At 70.7% G+C, this 14,802-nt stretch carries 15 protein-coding genes; 8 read left to right on the top strand and 7 right to left on the bottom strand.

The features are described from left to right. Window positions 1–920, top strand: a 920-nt coding sequence (locus AC27VN_RS15040; protein ID WP_490877032.1) for a Bug family tripartite tricarboxylate transporter substrate binding protein, incomplete at its 5' end; no start/stop codon positions are given. Between the two features lie 40 nt (window positions 921–960). Here AC27VN_RS15040 and AC27VN_RS15035 read toward each other — a convergent pair. Together AC27VN_RS15035 and AC27VN_RS15030 are read right to left on the bottom strand one after the other, a co-directional pair. After that, entirely contained in the window at window positions 961–1,359 is a 399-nt protein-coding gene (locus AC27VN_RS15035; protein ID WP_490877031.1) for a Zn-ribbon domain-containing OB-fold protein, read from the bottom strand. Between the two features lie 2 nt (window positions 1,360–1,361). Next, window positions 1,362–2,531, bottom strand: coding sequence for a thiolase family protein (locus tag AC27VN_RS15030; RefSeq protein ID WP_490877030.1), 1,170 nt, complete (start codon window positions 2,529–2,531; stop codon window positions 1,362–1,364). 191 nt (window positions 2,532–2,722) lie between these two features. On the opposite strand from AC27VN_RS15030, the gene AC27VN_RS15025 reads away from it, so the two are divergent. Genes AC27VN_RS15025 through AC27VN_RS14995 form a run of 7 tightly spaced genes read left to right on the top strand, consistent with a single transcriptional unit; the run spans window position 2,723 to window position 10,148 of the window. After that, complete coding sequence (locus AC27VN_RS15025; RefSeq protein ID WP_490877029.1) at window positions 2,723–4,390, top strand: long-chain-fatty-acid--CoA ligase; 1,668 nt, start codon at window positions 2,723–2,725, stop codon at window positions 4,388–4,390. A 59-nt stretch (window positions 4,391–4,449) separates the two neighbouring features. After that, window positions 4,450–5,223 carry an SDR family NAD(P)-dependent oxidoreductase gene (locus tag AC27VN_RS15020; protein WP_093349409.1) on the top strand — a complete coding sequence of 258 codons (774 nt, stop codon included), beginning with the start codon at window positions 4,450–4,452 and terminating at the stop codon, window positions 5,221–5,223. Between the two features lie 14 nt (window positions 5,224–5,237). Beyond that, window positions 5,238–6,275, top strand: coding sequence for a DUF7064 domain-containing protein (locus AC27VN_RS15015; RefSeq protein WP_490877028.1), 1,038 nt, complete (start codon window positions 5,238–5,240; stop codon window positions 6,273–6,275). Further along, on the top strand, window positions 6,272–7,066 hold the full coding sequence (locus AC27VN_RS15010; RefSeq protein ID WP_490877027.1) for an enoyl-CoA hydratase/isomerase family protein: 795 nt from the start codon (window positions 6,272–6,274) through the stop codon (window positions 7,064–7,066). Before AC27VN_RS15015 ends, AC27VN_RS15010 begins: the two co-directional genes overlap by 4 nt. A gap of 46 nt (window positions 7,067–7,112) precedes the next feature. After that, a complete protein-coding gene (locus tag AC27VN_RS15005) occupies window positions 7,113–7,979 on the top strand; it encodes a MaoC/PaaZ C-terminal domain-containing protein (RefSeq protein ID WP_490877026.1) in 867 nt (288 codons plus the stop codon). Further along, window positions 7,976–8,983 carry an NADPH:quinone oxidoreductase family protein gene (locus tag AC27VN_RS15000; protein WP_490877025.1) on the top strand — a complete coding sequence of 336 codons (1,008 nt, stop codon included), beginning with the start codon at window positions 7,976–7,978 and terminating at the stop codon, window positions 8,981–8,983. The genes AC27VN_RS15005 and AC27VN_RS15000 overlap by 4 nt, the downstream gene beginning before the upstream one ends. 28 nt (window positions 8,984–9,011) lie before the next feature. Then, a complete protein-coding gene (locus tag AC27VN_RS14995) occupies window positions 9,012–10,148 on the top strand; it encodes an acyl-CoA dehydrogenase family protein (protein ID WP_296782450.1) in 1,137 nt (378 codons plus the stop codon). Window positions 10,149–10,185: 37 nt separating this feature from the next. Here the strand turns inward: AC27VN_RS14995 and AC27VN_RS14990 are convergent, their stop codons facing one another. From AC27VN_RS14990 to AC27VN_RS14970, 5 genes are all read right to left on the bottom strand, one after another. After that, complete coding sequence (locus AC27VN_RS14990) at window positions 10,186–11,325, bottom strand: acyl-CoA dehydrogenase family protein (protein WP_209539570.1); 1,140 nt, start codon at window positions 11,323–11,325, stop codon at window positions 10,186–10,188. Continuing rightward, window positions 11,322–11,690 (bottom strand): DUF6285 domain-containing protein, encoded by a 369-nt coding sequence (locus tag AC27VN_RS14985; protein WP_490877024.1) that lies wholly within the window; start codon window positions 11,688–11,690, stop codon window positions 11,322–11,324. Before AC27VN_RS14985 ends, AC27VN_RS14990 begins: the two co-directional genes overlap by 4 nt. A 17-nt stretch (window positions 11,691–11,707) precedes the next feature. Next, window positions 11,708–12,712 (bottom strand): phosphotransferase family protein, encoded by a 1,005-nt coding sequence (locus AC27VN_RS14980; RefSeq protein WP_490877023.1) that lies wholly within the window; start codon window positions 12,710–12,712, stop codon window positions 11,708–11,710. A gap of 1 nt (window position 12,713) precedes the next feature. After that, window positions 12,714–14,237: an acyl-CoA synthetase gene (locus AC27VN_RS14975; RefSeq protein ID WP_490877022.1), complete on the bottom strand. Its 1,524-nt coding sequence runs from the start codon at window positions 14,235–14,237 to the stop codon at window positions 12,714–12,716. Next, window positions 14,234–14,802 (bottom strand): enoyl-CoA hydratase-related protein (locus tag AC27VN_RS14970; RefSeq protein WP_490877021.1); only part of this gene is annotated, 569 nt, incomplete at its 5' end. The genes AC27VN_RS14970 and AC27VN_RS14975, both read right to left, overlap by 4 nt.

The following is a 14,802-nucleotide window of genomic DNA, read 5'->3' as shown; positions in this document are numbered from 1 at the left end:
GCATCGCCCAGTCCGCGTCGTCGGATTTCCCGAACCGCCCGATCACCATCGTCGTGCCCTATCCGCCGGGCGGCACCACCGACGTGCTCGCGCGCGTGCTGCAAGAGCCGATGCAGCGCTTCCTCAAGCAGCCCGTGATCATCGAGAACAAGGCCGGCGCCTCGGCCGTGCTGGGCACCAAGTTCGTCGCCAAGGCGCCGGCCAACGGCTACACGCTGCTGTTCCCCAACAACGGCCTGGTGATCTCGCCGCAGGTCTCGAAGGAGGCCGACTACGCGCCGCTGAAGGACTTCGCGCCCGTGTCGCTGGTGTCGCTGCAGCCGATGATCCTCGCGATCAATCCCTCGGTGCCCGCGAAGTCGGTGCAGGAGCTGATCGACTACGCGAAGGCCAATCCGCGCAAGCTCGACTTCGCGACCGCCGGGCCGGCCTCCTTCGGCCACCTCGCCACCGAGCTCTTCAGCCGGCGCGCCGGCGTCGAGATGACCCACATCCCCTACAAGGGCCAGGCGCCGACTACCCAGGCCATCCTGACCGGCGAGTCGAAGGTGCTGCTGAGCACGAGCTCGTCGCAGATGAATGCCTTCATCAAGGAGGGCAGGGTGCGCCTGCTCGGCGTGTCCTCGCTGCAGCCCTCACCGCTCGCGCCCGGCGCGCCGCCGATCGCCAACACGCTGCCGGGCTTCAACCCCGAGGTCTGGTTCGGCCTGTTCGCCCCGGCCGGCACGCCGCGCGAGGTGGTGGCGCGGCTCAACGACGCGATCGTGAAGTCGCTGGCGCTGCCCGAGGTGAAGGAGAAGTTCGAGACCGCGGGGGCGGCGGCCACTGGGAGCACGCCCGAGCAATTGGGGGCACGGATCGCGGAGGAATATGCGACGTGGACTTCGGTGATTCGCGAAGCCAACATCAGGACAGACTAGGCCGCGGCAAAGCCCCCGCGGCCCGCCCGGGCCGCGCCTGTCAGGCCGGCGCAAACATCGGCACCGCGAACCCACCCTCCGCCGCCTTGAAACACACCTTCACCCGATCGCCGATGCGCAGCCCATCGAGGTCGGTATCGACGATGTTGGTGAGCATCGTCACCCCTTCGTCGAGCGTGACGTAGGCGATCGCATAGGGGATCGGGCCGGCGCGGCGCGTCACGCTGACGCTGTAGATCGTGCCGAGGCCGCTGGCGTCTTCCCAGGCGGTGTCGCCCAGGCAGTAGGGGCACAGCGCGCGCGGATACCAGTGGACCTTGGCGCAGGCAGTGCAGCGCTTGATGCGCAGCACGCCTTCGCGCGCGGCGTTCCAGTAGGCCTCGGTGGCGGCGTCGACGATCGGCGCGGGCAGCGCGCGTTCCTGGTAGGGGGTGCTCATCTTCAATTCCTTTGGAGGATCAGGGTGGCGCTGCCGTGGCGCGAGCCGAGCAGGCCGCCCGTGCCCTGCGCGAGCGCGAGGCCGCAGCCGGGGACCTGTACTTTCGGATGCGCCTCGCCGCGCAGCTGGCGCACGGCCTCGATGACCTTGGTGATGCCGCCGCGGTTGGCGGGATGGTTGTTGCACAGGCCGCCGCCATCGGTGTTGAACGGCAGCTTGCCGACGCCCGAGATCAGGTTGCCGTCGGCCACGAAGCGGCCGCCTTCGCCCTTGCGGCAGAAGCCCAGGTCCTCGAGCTGCATCAGCACGGTGATGGTGAAGCTGTCGTAGATCGACGCGTACTGGATGTCGGCCGGCGTCACGCCGGCCTCGGCGAACGCGATCGGGCCCGAGACGGCGGCGCCCGAGTAGGTGAGGTCGAGCTGGCCATTGGCCTGGCCCTTCACGGTCTCGCCGGCACCGAGCACGCTGACCACGGGCCGCGCGAGCGAGCGCGCGATCTCGGGGCGCACCACCAGCAGCGCGCCGCCGCCGTCGCTCACGACGCAGCAGTCGAGCTTGTGCAGCGGGTCGGAGATCATCGGCGAGGCCAGCACCTCCTCCACCGTGACGGGATCGCGCAGCATCGCGTTCGGGTTGTGCTGCGCATGCGCAGCGGCGGCGACCTTGATCCAGGCGAGCTGCTCGCTGGTGGTGCCGAACTCGTGCATATGGCGCGCCGCGGCCAGCGCGTACATGTTGACCGTGACCGGCGCATAGGGCATTTCCCAGGCCACGTCGGGCGTGGCCGCGGTCACGTTGCGGGGACCGGTGCCCACGCCGCTGGCCTCGCTGCGCGGGCGTCCCGCGAGCGTGATCAGCGCCACGTTGCACTTCCCCGCGGCGATGGCCTGCGCGGCATGCGAGACCTGCACCAGGTAGGCGGAACCGCCGGTGTCGGTGCTGTCGACGTGGCGCACCTTGAGGCCGAGGTAGTCGACCATGCTCAGCGGGCCCATGCCCGGCGCGTCGCCCGCGCAGAAATAGCCGTCGACGTCCTGCAGCGAAAGGCCGGCGTCGGCCAGCGCGCCGCGCGCGCATTCGGCATGCAGCTGCGGCACGGTCTTGTCGGGCGCCTTGCGCGTGGGGTGTTCGAAAGCGCCCGCGATGCAGGCCTGTCGCTTGATGCTCATTCCAATGGCTCCGTGTGATCGCCCGTTGCGGGCTCGGGGTGCGTCGCGCCGGCCGGATCGTCGCCGTCCCGCCTTGACGCTGTGTCGCGAGGCTGATTATCATTGGTTCAACCAAAATAAATCAACAGGCAAATCGGCGGCGCTGTCTCTCGCGCGATGCCGCGGCCCGGCGAAGACCAAGGACGACAGCCATGACCCCGCACGATTCGAAGCACTGGCCGCGCACCCTGCCGCGCGACATCGACGTTCCGCCCACCAACCTGTGCGCGAACCTGCTGGTGTCGGCCATGCGTTCTCCGCAGCGCGCGGTGGTGGTCGACGATTTCGGCAGCCTGTCTTACGCGGCGCTGGTGGAGCAGGTGGAGCGCATCGCCGCCTTTCTGCAGAGCGAGCTGGCGGTGCGGCTGGGCGACCGCGTCCTGCTGTACCTGCCCAACGGGCGCGGCTGGATCGTGGCCTACTTCGCGATCCTGCGGATCAATGCGGTGGTGGTGCCCGTCAACCCGATGAACAAGCGCGACGAGCTGCCGCACTACCTCGAGGACAGCGAGGCGGTGGTGGCCTTCTGCGGCGCCGACAACGTGGCGGAGCTGCTGGCGGTGCCGGGCGCGCACCGGCTGCGCCGCGTGGTGATCGTCGGCAGCCCGGGGCCGGTGGAGGACCTGGTGGAAGCCGCCGAGCCGTCGTCGGATGCGGCATCCGGCGCGTCGCGCACCATCGGCCTGCGCCGCGTGCTGGCGGCCGCCGGCGCACCCGCCACCCCGCTCGAGCACCTGCCCGATGCGCTCGCGCTGATCCTCTACAGCTCGGGCTCCACCGGCGTGCCCAAGGGCTGCATGCACACGCATCGCACGCTCAACGCCAGCACGGTCGCGGTCGCGCACTGGATGGGCATGGTCCCGCACTCGGTGCAGCTGGTGGCGCTGCCGTACTTCCACATCACCGGCATGCAGAACCTGCTGAACGCGCCGATCTACGGCGGCGGCACGTTGGTGCTGATGAAGCGCTGGGACCGCGACCAGGCCGCGGCGCTGATCGCGCGGCACCGGGTCAGCCACTGGACGGCGATGCCGACCATGGTGATCGACTTCCTCGCGAGCCCGCGGCTGGCCGAATACGACCTGAGCTCGGTGCGCCGCATCGGCGGCGGCGGCGCGGGCATGCCCGAGGCCGTGTGCGAGCGCCTGAAGCAGTTGACCGGGCTCGATTTCCTCGAGGGCTACGGGCTGTCGGAAACGGCGCATGTCTCGGGCAACCCGCCGCAGGCCTTCAAGCGCCAGTGCCTGGGTATGCCGCTGTTCGGCACCGACCTGCGCATCGTCGACCCCGAGACCTTGCGCGAGCTGCCGCCCGGCGAGGTGGGCGAGATCGTGATGTCGGGCCCCCAGGTGTTCACGGGCTACTGGCGCAACGAGCAGGCCACGCGCGCGGCGCTGCTGGAGATCGACGGGCGGCGCTTCGTGCGCAGCGGCGACCTCGGGCGGCGCGACGAGGACGGCTACTTCTTCATCGTCGACCGGCTCAAGCGCATGGTCAATGCCTCGGGCTACAAGGTCTGGCCGGCCGAGGTCGAGGCGATGCTGCACGAGCATCCGGCGATCGCCGAGGCCTGCGTGATCGCCGCGCACGATCCCTACCGCGGCGAGACCGTGAAGGCGGTGGTGGTGCTGCGCGAGGCGCATGCGGGCCACGTGCGCGAGGCCGACGTCATCGAATGGGCGAAGCAGAAGATGGCCGCCTACAAGTACCCGCGGCTGGTCGAGTTCGTGCGCGAGCTGCCCAAGTCGCCGACCGGAAAGATCGCCTGGCGCCAGCTGCAGGACGCCGAGCGCGCGAAGGCCTCGATGGCGTCCGCCTGAGCGAAGCGCACCGCCTCGTACACCCAGTTCACCCCCCATCCATCATCCAACGGAGACCTATGCAGAACCTCGTCAATCTCGAAGGCCGAACCATCGTCGTGACCGGCGCCGGGCAGGGCATCGGCAAGGCGATCGCGACGCTCGCCGTGGAGCTCGGCGGCAACGTCGTCGCGCTCGACCTCAACCCCGACACGCTGGGCACGGCGATGTCGGCGCTGCCCGCCAACCGCGTGCAACAAGTGGTCGGCAGCGTGACCGACGCGGACCTTGCCGCGCGCGCCGTCGCCGAGGCCGTGGAGCGCTTCGGCGGCGTGCACGGCCTGGTGAACAACGCCGGCATCACGCGCCCGGCCATGATCGAGAAGATGACGCCGCAGCAATGGCAGGAGGTGATCGACGTGCACCTCACCGGCACCTTCTACTGGCTGCAGGCGGTGGGCCGCCACATGGTGGCGCGCGCGAAGGCGGGCGACACCAGCGGCGGCGCCATCGTCAACATCTCCTCCGACGCCGGCCGCAAGGGCTCGATCGGCCAGGTCAACTACGCGGCCGCCAAGGCCGGCATGCTCGGCGTCACGATGACGGCGGCGCGCGAATGGGGCCGCTACAACATCCGCACCAACTCGATCTGCTTCGGCGTGGTCGAGACCCCGATGACCGAGGTGGTGCGCGGCGAGAAATTCCGCGACGGCATGCTCGCGCAGATCCCGCTGGGCCGCTGGTCCACGCCCGAGGAGGTGGTGAAGACGGTGTGCTTCCTGATGTCGGACGCGGCCTCCTACATCACCGGCCAGCACCTGGGGGTCAACGGCGGCTTCCACATCAGCCTGTAGGTACGGGGCGAACCATGTACATGCCGCCCCACAGCAAGCTGCGGCTCGATCCGCGGGACGAGTACAACCACGTGCCCGAGGCCGTGTCCAACTACAACGAGAGCGCCTACTTCAACGCCTTCGACAGCGCGCGCGGCATCGGCGCCTGGATGCGCCTGGGCAACCGGCCGCACGAGGGGCATGCCGAGCTCAGCTGCTGCGTCTACCTGCCCGACGGCCGCGTGGGCTTCATGCACCAGCGGCCGAAGATCGAGCACAACGAGGCCCTGGACGCGGGCGGCATGCGCTTCGAGGTGGTCGAGCCCTTCAGGCACCTGCGCGTGCGCTATGAGGGCGAACTGCTGCTGATGGACGACCCGCATGCGATGGCCGACCCGAGCAGCGCCTTCAAGCGCTATCCGAAGCGTCCCGCCTCGATCGCGCTCGACTTCCGCGGCGTCTCGCCGATGCACGGCGGCGAGATCGTTGCGCTCGACGGCAGCCCGATCGTGCTGGACCCCGAGCATGCGGTGTACCGCGGCCACATCGAGCAGAACATGGCGGTGGCTGGCCACATCGCGGTGGACGGCCTGCGCTTCGACATCGCCGGGCACGGCTACCGCGACAAGTCCTGGGGTCCGCGCCACTGGCACAGCTTCTACTGGTACAAGTGGCTGCCCGTGACCTTCGGCGACGACTTCGGCGTGCTGCTGTCGATCAAGGGCCGCAAGGGGCAGCCGAACCACGTGAGCGGCAACGTGCTGCGCGACGGCCGCTACGAGCCGGTGGTCGACGGGCGCATCGAGACCGATTACGACGCGCAGCACTATCCGCGCGGCTTCACCGCGCAGGTCCGCACGGCCGAGCGCAGCTACACGCTGACCGGAAAGGTCGGCGCGCTGGTGCCGCTGCGGCATCGCCGCGTGGCCGGCGGTGCCGGTGACTACACGCGCATCACCGAGGGCATCACCGAATACCGTTGCGAAGGGCGTAGCGCGCTGGGCATGTCGGAGTACTGCGACCTGATGGTGGACGGCGTGCCGATCTCGGTGCGCGAGGCGGAGGCGCGATGAAGACCCTCGACTACCGGCTCGACGATGGCGTGGCGACGCTCACGCTCAGCCGTCCCGAGGCGAAGAACGCGCTCGATCCGACGATGGCCGACGAACTCGGTGAATGCCTCGCCGCGATCCGCGCCGACGAGGCCGTGCGGGTGCTGGTGCTCGCCGGCGCCGGCGGCGCGTTCTGCGCGGGCGGCGACGTCAAGGCCATGGGGCAGGGCGGGCCGCGCACGCCCGAGCAGCGGCGCGCCGGCATGGCACGCTATACGCGCATCTGCACCGAACTCATGGCGCTCGACCGCCCCGTGATCGCCGCCGTCGACGGCGTGGCCTACGGCGCGGGTTTCAGCCTGGCGCTGATGTGCGACATCGTGCTGCTCTCGGAACGCGCGCGCCTGTGCATGGTGTTCCAGCGCATCGGCCTCGTGCCCGACATGGGTGCCTTCTACACGTTGCCGCGCGTGGTGGGGCTGCAGCGCGCGAAGGAACTGATCTTCTCGGCGCGCGAGATCGATGCGGCCGAGGCGCTGCGCCTGGGCCTGGCGATGGAGGTCGTGCCCGCCGAGGCGCTGGCGGCGCGCGCACAGGCGATCGCGCGCAGCTTCGCGGGCGCTTCGCCGGTGGCGATGAGCATCGCCAAGCGCGCCTTGCAGGCCTCGCTCGGCAGCGATCTCCAGACGCTGCTGGAGATCGAGTCGTCCGGCCAGGCGCTGGCCTCGAACAGCGACTACGCGAAGGAGGCGGTGCGGCGCTTCGCGGCGCGCGAGCCCGCGCAGTTCCGCTGGCCGCCCGCCGCGGCGTGAAGCGCGGCGACCGCTACAGATTCACGACACGACAAGGCAAGCGACGATGCTCGACTATCAGAAGGCCCGCGACTGGCAATCCGGCGAGGTGCGCCAGGACTACGCGCCGAGGGACACCATGCTCTATGCGCTCGGCCTCGGCCTGGGCGCCGACCCGCTCGACGAGCGACAACTGCGCTTCGTCTACGAGAAGGAGCTCGCGGCGCTGCCGACCATGGCGGCGGTACTGGCTTCGCCGGGCTTCTGGATGCGCGAGCGGCGCGAGATCGGCATCGACTTCATGAAGCTGGTGCACGGCGAACAGGCGCTGCGCCTGCATGCGCCGTTGCCGCCATCGGGCACGGTGCTCGGGCGCACGCGCGTGACGCGCGTGGTCGACAAGGGCGAGGGCAAGGGTGCGGTGCTGCATGTGGAGAAGGAACTGGCCGATGCCGAGGGCCGCGCGCTCGCCACCGTCGAGAGCGTGTATTTCCTGCGCGGCGACGGCGGCTTCTCCCAGGCCGACGGGCGCAGCGACGAAGCCGCCGCGCCGGCGCCGGCCACGCCCGAGGGCGCGCCCGAGCATATGCTGGACCTGCCCACGCGGCCCGACCAGGCGCTGCTCTACCGGCTCTCGGGCGACCTCAACCCTTTGCATGCCGAACCGGCCTTCGCGGCCAAGGTGGGCTTCGCGAAACCGATCCTGCACGGCCTCGCGACCTGGGGCATCGCGGGCCGGGGCCTGCTCGAGGCGCATGCCGGCCTCGATCCGGCGCGGCTGGTGGCGATGCGCGCGCGCCTGTCGGCACCGGTCTATCCGGGCGAGACGATCCGCCTCGAGAGCTGGCGCAACGGCAACGAGGTGGCGTTCCGCGCGCGCGTGCTCGAGCGCGATGTGCTGGTGCTGACGCACGGTCGCGCCCAGCTGCGATGAAGGCCTGGCGCGTCGAGGCGATCGGTGATCCGGCCGGCCTGCGCCTCGTCGACGTGCCCCTGCCCGAGCCGGCCGCCGACGAGTACCTCGTGAAGGTCGAGGCGGCGGGCCTCAACTTCCTCGACACCCTGCTGGTCGAGGGCCGTTACCAGGTACGGCCCGCGCTGCCGTTCACGCCCGGCATGGAGGTGGTGGGCACCGTGGTCGGCGGGCCCGAGGCGGGGCTGCGCGTGGCGGCAGCGACACCGTCCGGCCGCTTCGGCGGCTTCGCGGAATACGCGCTGGTGCCGCGCGCCGAGGTGGTGGTGCTCAAGGCCGACGTGCCGCCCGGCGTGGCGCTCGCGTTGCGCGGCAACTATCCTACCGCGCTGTATGCGCTGCGCCATGCGGGCCGCCTGGCCGCCGGCGAGACCCTGCTGGTGCACGCGGGCGCGGGCGGCGTGGGCAGCGCGGCCGTGCAATTGGGCAAGGCCATGGGCGCGCGCGTGATCGCCACGGCGGGCAGCGATTCCAAGCGCGAGCTCTGCCGCGCGCTGGGCGCGGATGCGGTGGTCGACTACGGCGATGCCGGCTGGGTCGATGCAGTGCGCGCGCTCGCGCCGCGGGGCGTGGACCTCGTCTTCGATCCGGTGGGCGGCGAGGTCGGCGCGCAAAGCGCGCGCTGCCTCGGCTTCGGCGCGCGGCTGCTGGTGGTCGGCTTCGCGGGCGGCGCGCTCACGCAGCTGCCGGCCAATCGGCTGCTACTCGCCAATGCCTCGGCCATCGGCGTGCTGTGGGGTGAGGTGCGCAAGCGCGAGCCGGCCCTGGCGAGCCGGCTGGCGCAGGAGATCCGCGACTGGTGGCGCGAAGGGCGGCTGCGTCCGCTCGAGGCCACGGCCTTCGACTTCGCGCGGCTGCCCGAGGCGCTGGCTGCCCTGGCGCAGCGGCGCACCTGCGGCAAGGCGATCCTCACGCTGTCCCCGATGTCGCCGACGGAACGTGCAGGATCGATTTCGCTTGCGTAGAATCAATGGTTCTACCAAAGGAGACATGATGGACTTCAACCTGCCCGCCGACGCCGAGGAGATGCGCGTCGCCACGCGAGACGCCGTCGACGCGCTGCTCAAGCTCGAACCGCGCTACCACGAGACCGGGGAGGTGCCCGAGCAGGTCGAGAGCACCCTGCGCGAGATGGGCTTCTACGGCATGGCGATCCCCGAGGCCTACGGCGGCATGCCGGTGGATCACCTCACGAGCGTGGCGGTGCAGCTCGAGCTCGCGCGGCTGCCGCCGCAGTTCTGGCCCTTCGTGCGCTCGGCCATCGGGCCCGGCGTGCACATCATCGTGGACCACGGCAGCGAGGCCCTCAAGAAGAAGTGGCTGCCCGAGATCGCCTCGGGCCGCTCGCGCAACTGCATCGCGATCACCGAGCCGCACGCGGGCTCCGACGCGGCGCGGATGCTGACCTCCGCCAAGCGCGAGGGCGACCACTACGTGCTCAACGGCACGAAGACCTTCATCTCGAACGCCAACCATGCGCACTCGATCACCGTGCTGGCCTCGACCGACCGAGCGGCCGGCAAGCACGGCATCTCGGCCTTCTTGCTCGACACCACCACGCCGGGCTTCGAGGTGGCGCGCACCATGCCGACCATGGGCTGGATGGACGACAGCCTCTGCGAGATCACCTTCACCGACTGCCGCATCCCGGTGGAGAACCTGCTGGGCGAGGAGGGCCGCGGCCTCTCGTACGCGATGTCGGGGCTCAACGAGGGCCGCCTCAACGTGGGCTGCCAGGCACTCGGGCCGGCGCAGATCGCGCTCGACGAGACCATCGAGCATGCGCGCACGCGCGTCACCTTCGGGCAGGCGCTGGCCGAGCACCAGGCGATCCAGCACATGATCGCCGACATGGCGATGGACCTGCATGCCGCGCGCATGGTGCTGTTCGAGGCCGTGTGGCGCGCCACGCGCGGCGAGGATGCGCGCATGAAGGCCTCGATGGTGAAGGTGATCTGCACCGAGGCGGCCTGCCGCATCGCCGACAAGGCGCTGCAGATCTTCGGCGGCTCGGGCTACTGCCGCGGCACCATCGTCGAGCGCGTGTACCGCGACCTGCGGGTGCTGCGCATCTACGAGGGGGCCTCGGAGATCCACCGCAACATGATCGCGCGGCAGTTGCTGGCCTGAGCCAGGTCCGGCGCGGGCGCGACGCCCGCGCCCGGTCTCATCGCATCAGCTCGCGTGCGATCACCACGCGCTGGATCTGGTTGGTGCCTTCGAAGATCTGGTTGAGCTTGGCGTCGCGCATCATCTTCTCGACCGGATAGTCCCTCACGTAGCCGTAGCCGCCGAAGACCTGCACCGCGTCAGTCGTGACCTTCATCGCGACGTCGCTCGCGAAGCACTTGGCCATGCTCGCGAACTTGGGCAGCGCGGCCCAGTCGCCGGTGTCGGCCAGGCGCGCGGTCTCGTAGACCAGGCAGCGAGCGGCCTCGATCTGCATCGCCATGTCGGCCAGCATGAACTGGATGCCCTGGAACTCGATGATGGCGCGCTTGAACTGGCGCCGCTGCTTGGCGTAGGCCAGCGCCGCGTCGAGCGCGCCCTGCGCCAGCCCGACCGAGGCCGCGGCGATGGCGGGGCGGTTGAGGTCGAGCGCGCGCATCGCCGAGCGGAAACCCTTGCCTTCCTCGCCGAGGCGGTTCTCGGCCGGCACGCGCACGTTGTCGAGGTAGATCGGCACGTTGATCGTGCCCTTCATGCCCATCTTGCGCTCGTTGCGCCCGAAGCTCAGGCCCTGGCTGTTCTTCACGTCGACGATGAAGGGGCTGATGTCGTCGGCGCCACCGCCTTCGCCGGTCTTGGCGAAGACCAGGATGTAGTCGGCGCGGCTGCCGAAGGTGCACCACTGCTTCTGGCCGTTGAGCACGTAGCTGTCGCCGTCCGCCACCGCGCGCGTGCGCATGCCGCCCACGTCGCTGCCACAGTCGGGTTCCGACAGCGCGATCGCCGTCACCGTGCGGCCCTCGGCCAGCAGCGGCAGGAAGCGCTGCTTCTGTTCCTCGGTGCCGAAGTGCATCAGCGGCAGCGCGAACATGGTGTTCATGCCGGCCATCAGCGCGCACGATTCCGACACGCGCGAGATCTCCTCGCGCGCGATGCACACCATCGTGAGGTTGGCGCCGGGGCCGCCGTAGGCCTCGGGCACCCACAGCTGCAGCAGCCCCATGTCGCCGTAGATCGGGATCAGCTCCTCGGGAAAGCGGTCGTTCTCGTCGATCTCGGCGGCGATGGGCGCCACGTGGCGTTCGACCATGCGGCGCACGCTGTCGCGAAAGGCGATCTGTTCTTCGGTGAAGTTCATGGCGGGGTTTCCTTGGTGATCCAGCGGGGGTTGTTGATGGCCAGCGCCTCGGCCAGCGCGGAACGCAGGTGGGTCGCGACGCCGGGCGCGTCGGGGTCGAGTCGGCCGTCGCGCGGCGCATCGGCCAGTGCGAGGGAAGGGGAGGCGGGGAAGCTGTCGCCCTGCAGCAGTGCGAGCAGGCGCTCGCTCGCCGCGGCGTCGTGCGCGGCGCCGAGCCGCAGCTCGCGCTCGACGATGCGCAGCACGTTGATCGCGATGCGGGTCTGGAAGCGGTGGTAGCCCTCGAGCGAGGGCATCAGCTCGTCCTCGAGATAGCGCGCGGTCGCCGCGAGCAGGGTGGGGGCGGGCGGTACGCTGTCGGACATGGACTCGGCTCCTTTCTTCAACGATCGACGAGCTGGAAGAAGTCCCACAGCGGCTCTTCCATGCGGCGGCCCACGGCGCACAGCTCCAGGCTCGCGGGCGTGCCGTCGTCGCGGGTGGCGAGGCCGCGGCGCACGCAGCCGATGGCCCACTTGAGGTTGGAGAAGGCCTCCCAGAAGCGCACGCGCGCGGGATCGACCGGCGCGCCGCCGGCGCGCTCGTAGGCCGCGTACAGGTCCTCGCGCGCACCGAAGCCGCCGACCTCGGGCGCGGCGCCGAAGCGCCAGGTCCGCATGCACAGCACGCCGAGGTCCTGCATGGGATCGCCGCGGCGCGCGATCTCCCAGTCGAGCACGCAGCGGATGCCTTCGGGCCCGACGATCAGGTTGCCGGTGCGGAAGTCCGCATGCACCAGCGCGTCGGCATCGTCCGCGGGCAGGTGGCGGCGTACCCATTGCAGCGCGAATTCGAGCGCGGGATGACGAAAGCCCGTGGCATCGAGCAGGCCCGCGTACACCGCGAGTTCCTGCGCGGGCGAGAGCCGCTGCAGGAAATCCAGTCCGGTGGTGGGCATGCGATGGATCGTCGCGAGAATCCGCCCGGCCTGCTCGGCCATCGCCGCGCGCGCACCGGCATGCGCGGGATCGGCGACCAGCTTGCGTCCCAGCGTCTCGCCTGCCACATGCTCGGTGATGTAGCCGCGGCCGAGGCCATCGTGCAGGTCGAGGATGGCGCGCACCCTGGGCGCCGGCACGCCGTGGCTGCGCGCGGCGATCATCAGCCGCGCATCGTCGGCGGCATCGAGCTTGGGTGCCGACGATTCCTTTCTTTCGGGCGCGGCCGCGGGCGCCTGCTGCAGGATCAGCGCGACAGGGCCGTCGGCGGTCGCGAGCTCGAAGGACCAGGTGGTCTTGGTCGCGCCGCCCGTGAGGCGGCGCAGCGCCTCGACGCGGCCGTGCAGGCCCGCATGGCGGCCCAGCGCTGCGGCGAGCCGTTGCGCCATCGCTTCCGTGGCGGGCTCCATCTCAGATCCTGCGGCCGGCGCCTTGCCAGAACGGGTCGCGCAGGCGGCGCTTGAAGATCTTGCCGCTGTCCTCACGCGGCAGCGCCGCATGGAAATCGATGCGGCGCGGGACCTTGTACCGGGCCAGCCGCTCGGCGAGGAAGGCGCGGATCGCTTCCGCATCGGGCGCGGCGCCGGGCATGCATTCGATGGCCGCGGCCAGCGATTCGCCCATCTCGTCGTCGGGAATGCCGAACACCGCGCAGTCGCGCACCGCGGGGCATTGCAGCAGCACGGCCTCGATCTCGGCCGGATAGATGTTCACGCCGGCCGAGATCACCATGTCGGCGCGGCGGTCGCACAGGTACAGATGGTCGTCCTTGACGTAGCCCACGTCGCCGCAGCTGATCAGCCCGTCGCGCTCGACCTCGCGGCGCTTCTCGGGATGGTTGTGGTACGTGAAGTCGGCATAGGCCGGCACGCGCACGAAGATCTCGCCGATCTCTCCCGGTGCGACCAGGCGGCCGTCCTCGCCGTAGAGCGCCATGCGCGCGCCGGGCGTCAGCCGGCCCACGCTGCCGGGAAATTCCAGCCAGTCCTGCGGCGTGCTCAGCGTGGCGGTGCCGACCTCGGTGCCGCCATAGGTCTCGTACACCACCGGGCCCCACCAGTCCATGAGCGCGCGCTTGGTCTCGGGCGCGCAGGGCGCGCCGGTGTGGGTGACCCAGCGCAGCGAGCCCAGGTCGTAGCGGCGGCGCACCGCCTCGGGCAGCTTGAGCATGCGCACGAACATCGTGGGCACGGCCACCATGTGGCTGATGCGGTGGCGTTCGATCGCGGCGAGCACGGCCTCGGGATCGAACTTGGTCTGCATCGCCAGCAGCTCGCAGGCGGGCAACGCCTGGCGCGCATAGGCATTGGGCGAGGCGTGGTACAGCGGCCCCGCGATCAGCGCGCGCACGCCGGGCTGCAGGCCGTACACGCTGCGCAGCAGTTCGACATAGGCGCGTGCCTGCTCGGGCGTGGCGGCCTCGCGTCGCACGCCCTTGGCGCGGCCGGTGGTGCCCGAGGTGTAGATCATGGTGGCGCGGCTGCGCATCGGCGGGCCGTCCCAGGGCGCGAAGCCTTCGAGCCAGGCGTTCCATTCGAGCGCATCGGTCGGTGGCGCGGCATCTTCTTCGGTCAACGAGAAGGCGCGAATTGCCTCGGGTGGCGTCGGTACCGTCACGACGATGATGTCCGCGGGGATGCGGTCGCGCACTGGCGCGAGCAGGTCGGCGTGGCCCACGAGCACGCGCGGGCGCGCGTCCTCGACGATGTAGAGCACCTCCTCGGGCTTGCCGTGCCAGTTGATGGGCACGGCGTAGGCGCCGAGCGCGGCCACGGCCTGCTGCGCCTCGAGGAAGGCGAAGTCGTTGCGCAGCAGCAGCGCCACCGCGTCGCCTTCGCGCACGCCGAGCGCGTCGAGGCCGCGTGCGGCCTGCAGGGCGCGCCGGGTCAGCAGGTCGCGCGCCATGGCGCGCCCGTCGAGGATCACCTGGCTCATGTCGTCGTGTCTCCGATGGGGGCGAACGGCGGCTCCGTCCACCAGGGGTAGGGCGCGGGCATGCCGGTGCTGACGGCATCGGGAAAGCGCGCGGGCCGCTTCTCGCGGAACGAGGCCACGCCCTCGGCCGCGTCGGCCGAAGCGCCACGCGAGCGCAGCGCGGCGCTTTCGAGACGATGGGCCTCCATCGGATGCGGCGCGCCGAGCATGCGCCACATCAGTTGCCGCGTGAGCGCCACCGACACCGGTGCCGCATGCGTGGCGATCTCCGCGGCCAGCGATTGCGCGCGCGCCAGCAGCTCGCCGGGCTCGCACAGCTCGCTCACGAGGCCGCCCGTGTGGGCTTCCTCGGCATCGAAGACATGGCCGCCCATGCTCCATTCCAGCGCCTTCGAGATGCCCGCCACGCGCGGCAGGAACCAGCTCGCGCAGGCATCGGGCACGATGCCGCGGCGCGCGAAGACGAAACCGAAGCGCGCGTCGCGCGAAGCGATGCGGATGTCCATCGGCAGCAGCAGCGAGGCGCCGATGCCGACCGCCGCGCCGTTCACGGCGGCGATCAGCG

The organism is Variovorax sp. 20P10.2.4 (assembly GCF_058244205.1).
The sequence above is the reverse complement of the archived record's forward strand: the minus strand, read 5'-3'. Positions and strand labels throughout refer to the sequence as shown.

Bases quoted from the DNA above. Each gene is read 5' to 3' on its own strand.
- AC27VN_RS15035 (WP_490877031.1), bottom strand. From the start codon at position 1,359: ATGAGCACCCCCTACCAGGAACGCGCGCTGCCCGCGCCGATCGTCGAC.
- AC27VN_RS15030 (WP_490877030.1), bottom strand. From the start codon at position 2,531: ATGAGCATCAAGCGACAGGCCTGCATCGCGGGCGCTTTCGAACACCCC.
- AC27VN_RS15025 (WP_490877029.1), top strand. From the start codon at position 2,723: ATGACCCCGCACGATTCGAAGCACTGGCCGCGCACCCTGCCGCGCGAC.
- AC27VN_RS15020 (WP_093349409.1), top strand. From the start codon at position 4,450: ATGCAGAACCTCGTCAATCTCGAAGGCCGAACCATCGTCGTGACCGGC.
- AC27VN_RS15015 (WP_490877028.1), top strand. From the start codon at position 5,238: ATGTACATGCCGCCCCACAGCAAGCTGCGGCTCGATCCGCGGGACGAG.
- AC27VN_RS15010 (WP_490877027.1), top strand. From the start codon at position 6,272: ATGAAGACCCTCGACTACCGGCTCGACGATGGCGTGGCGACGCTCACG.
- AC27VN_RS15005 (WP_490877026.1), top strand. From the start codon at position 7,113: ATGCTCGACTATCAGAAGGCCCGCGACTGGCAATCCGGCGAGGTGCGC.
- AC27VN_RS15000 (WP_490877025.1), top strand. From the start codon at position 7,976: ATGAAGGCCTGGCGCGTCGAGGCGATCGGTGATCCGGCCGGCCTGCGC.
- AC27VN_RS14995 (WP_296782450.1), top strand. From the start codon at position 9,012: ATGGACTTCAACCTGCCCGCCGACGCCGAGGAGATGCGCGTCGCCACG.
- AC27VN_RS14990 (WP_209539570.1), bottom strand. From the start codon at position 11,325: ATGAACTTCACCGAAGAACAGATCGCCTTTCGCGACAGCGTGCGCCGC.
- AC27VN_RS14985 (WP_490877024.1), bottom strand. From the start codon at position 11,690: ATGTCCGACAGCGTACCGCCCGCCCCCACCCTGCTCGCGGCGACCGCG.
- AC27VN_RS14980 (WP_490877023.1), bottom strand. From the start codon at position 12,712: ATGGAGCCCGCCACGGAAGCGATGGCGCAACGGCTCGCCGCAGCGCTG.
- AC27VN_RS14975 (WP_490877022.1), bottom strand. From the start codon at position 14,237: ATGAGCCAGGTGATCCTCGACGGGCGCGCCATGGCGCGCGACCTGCTG.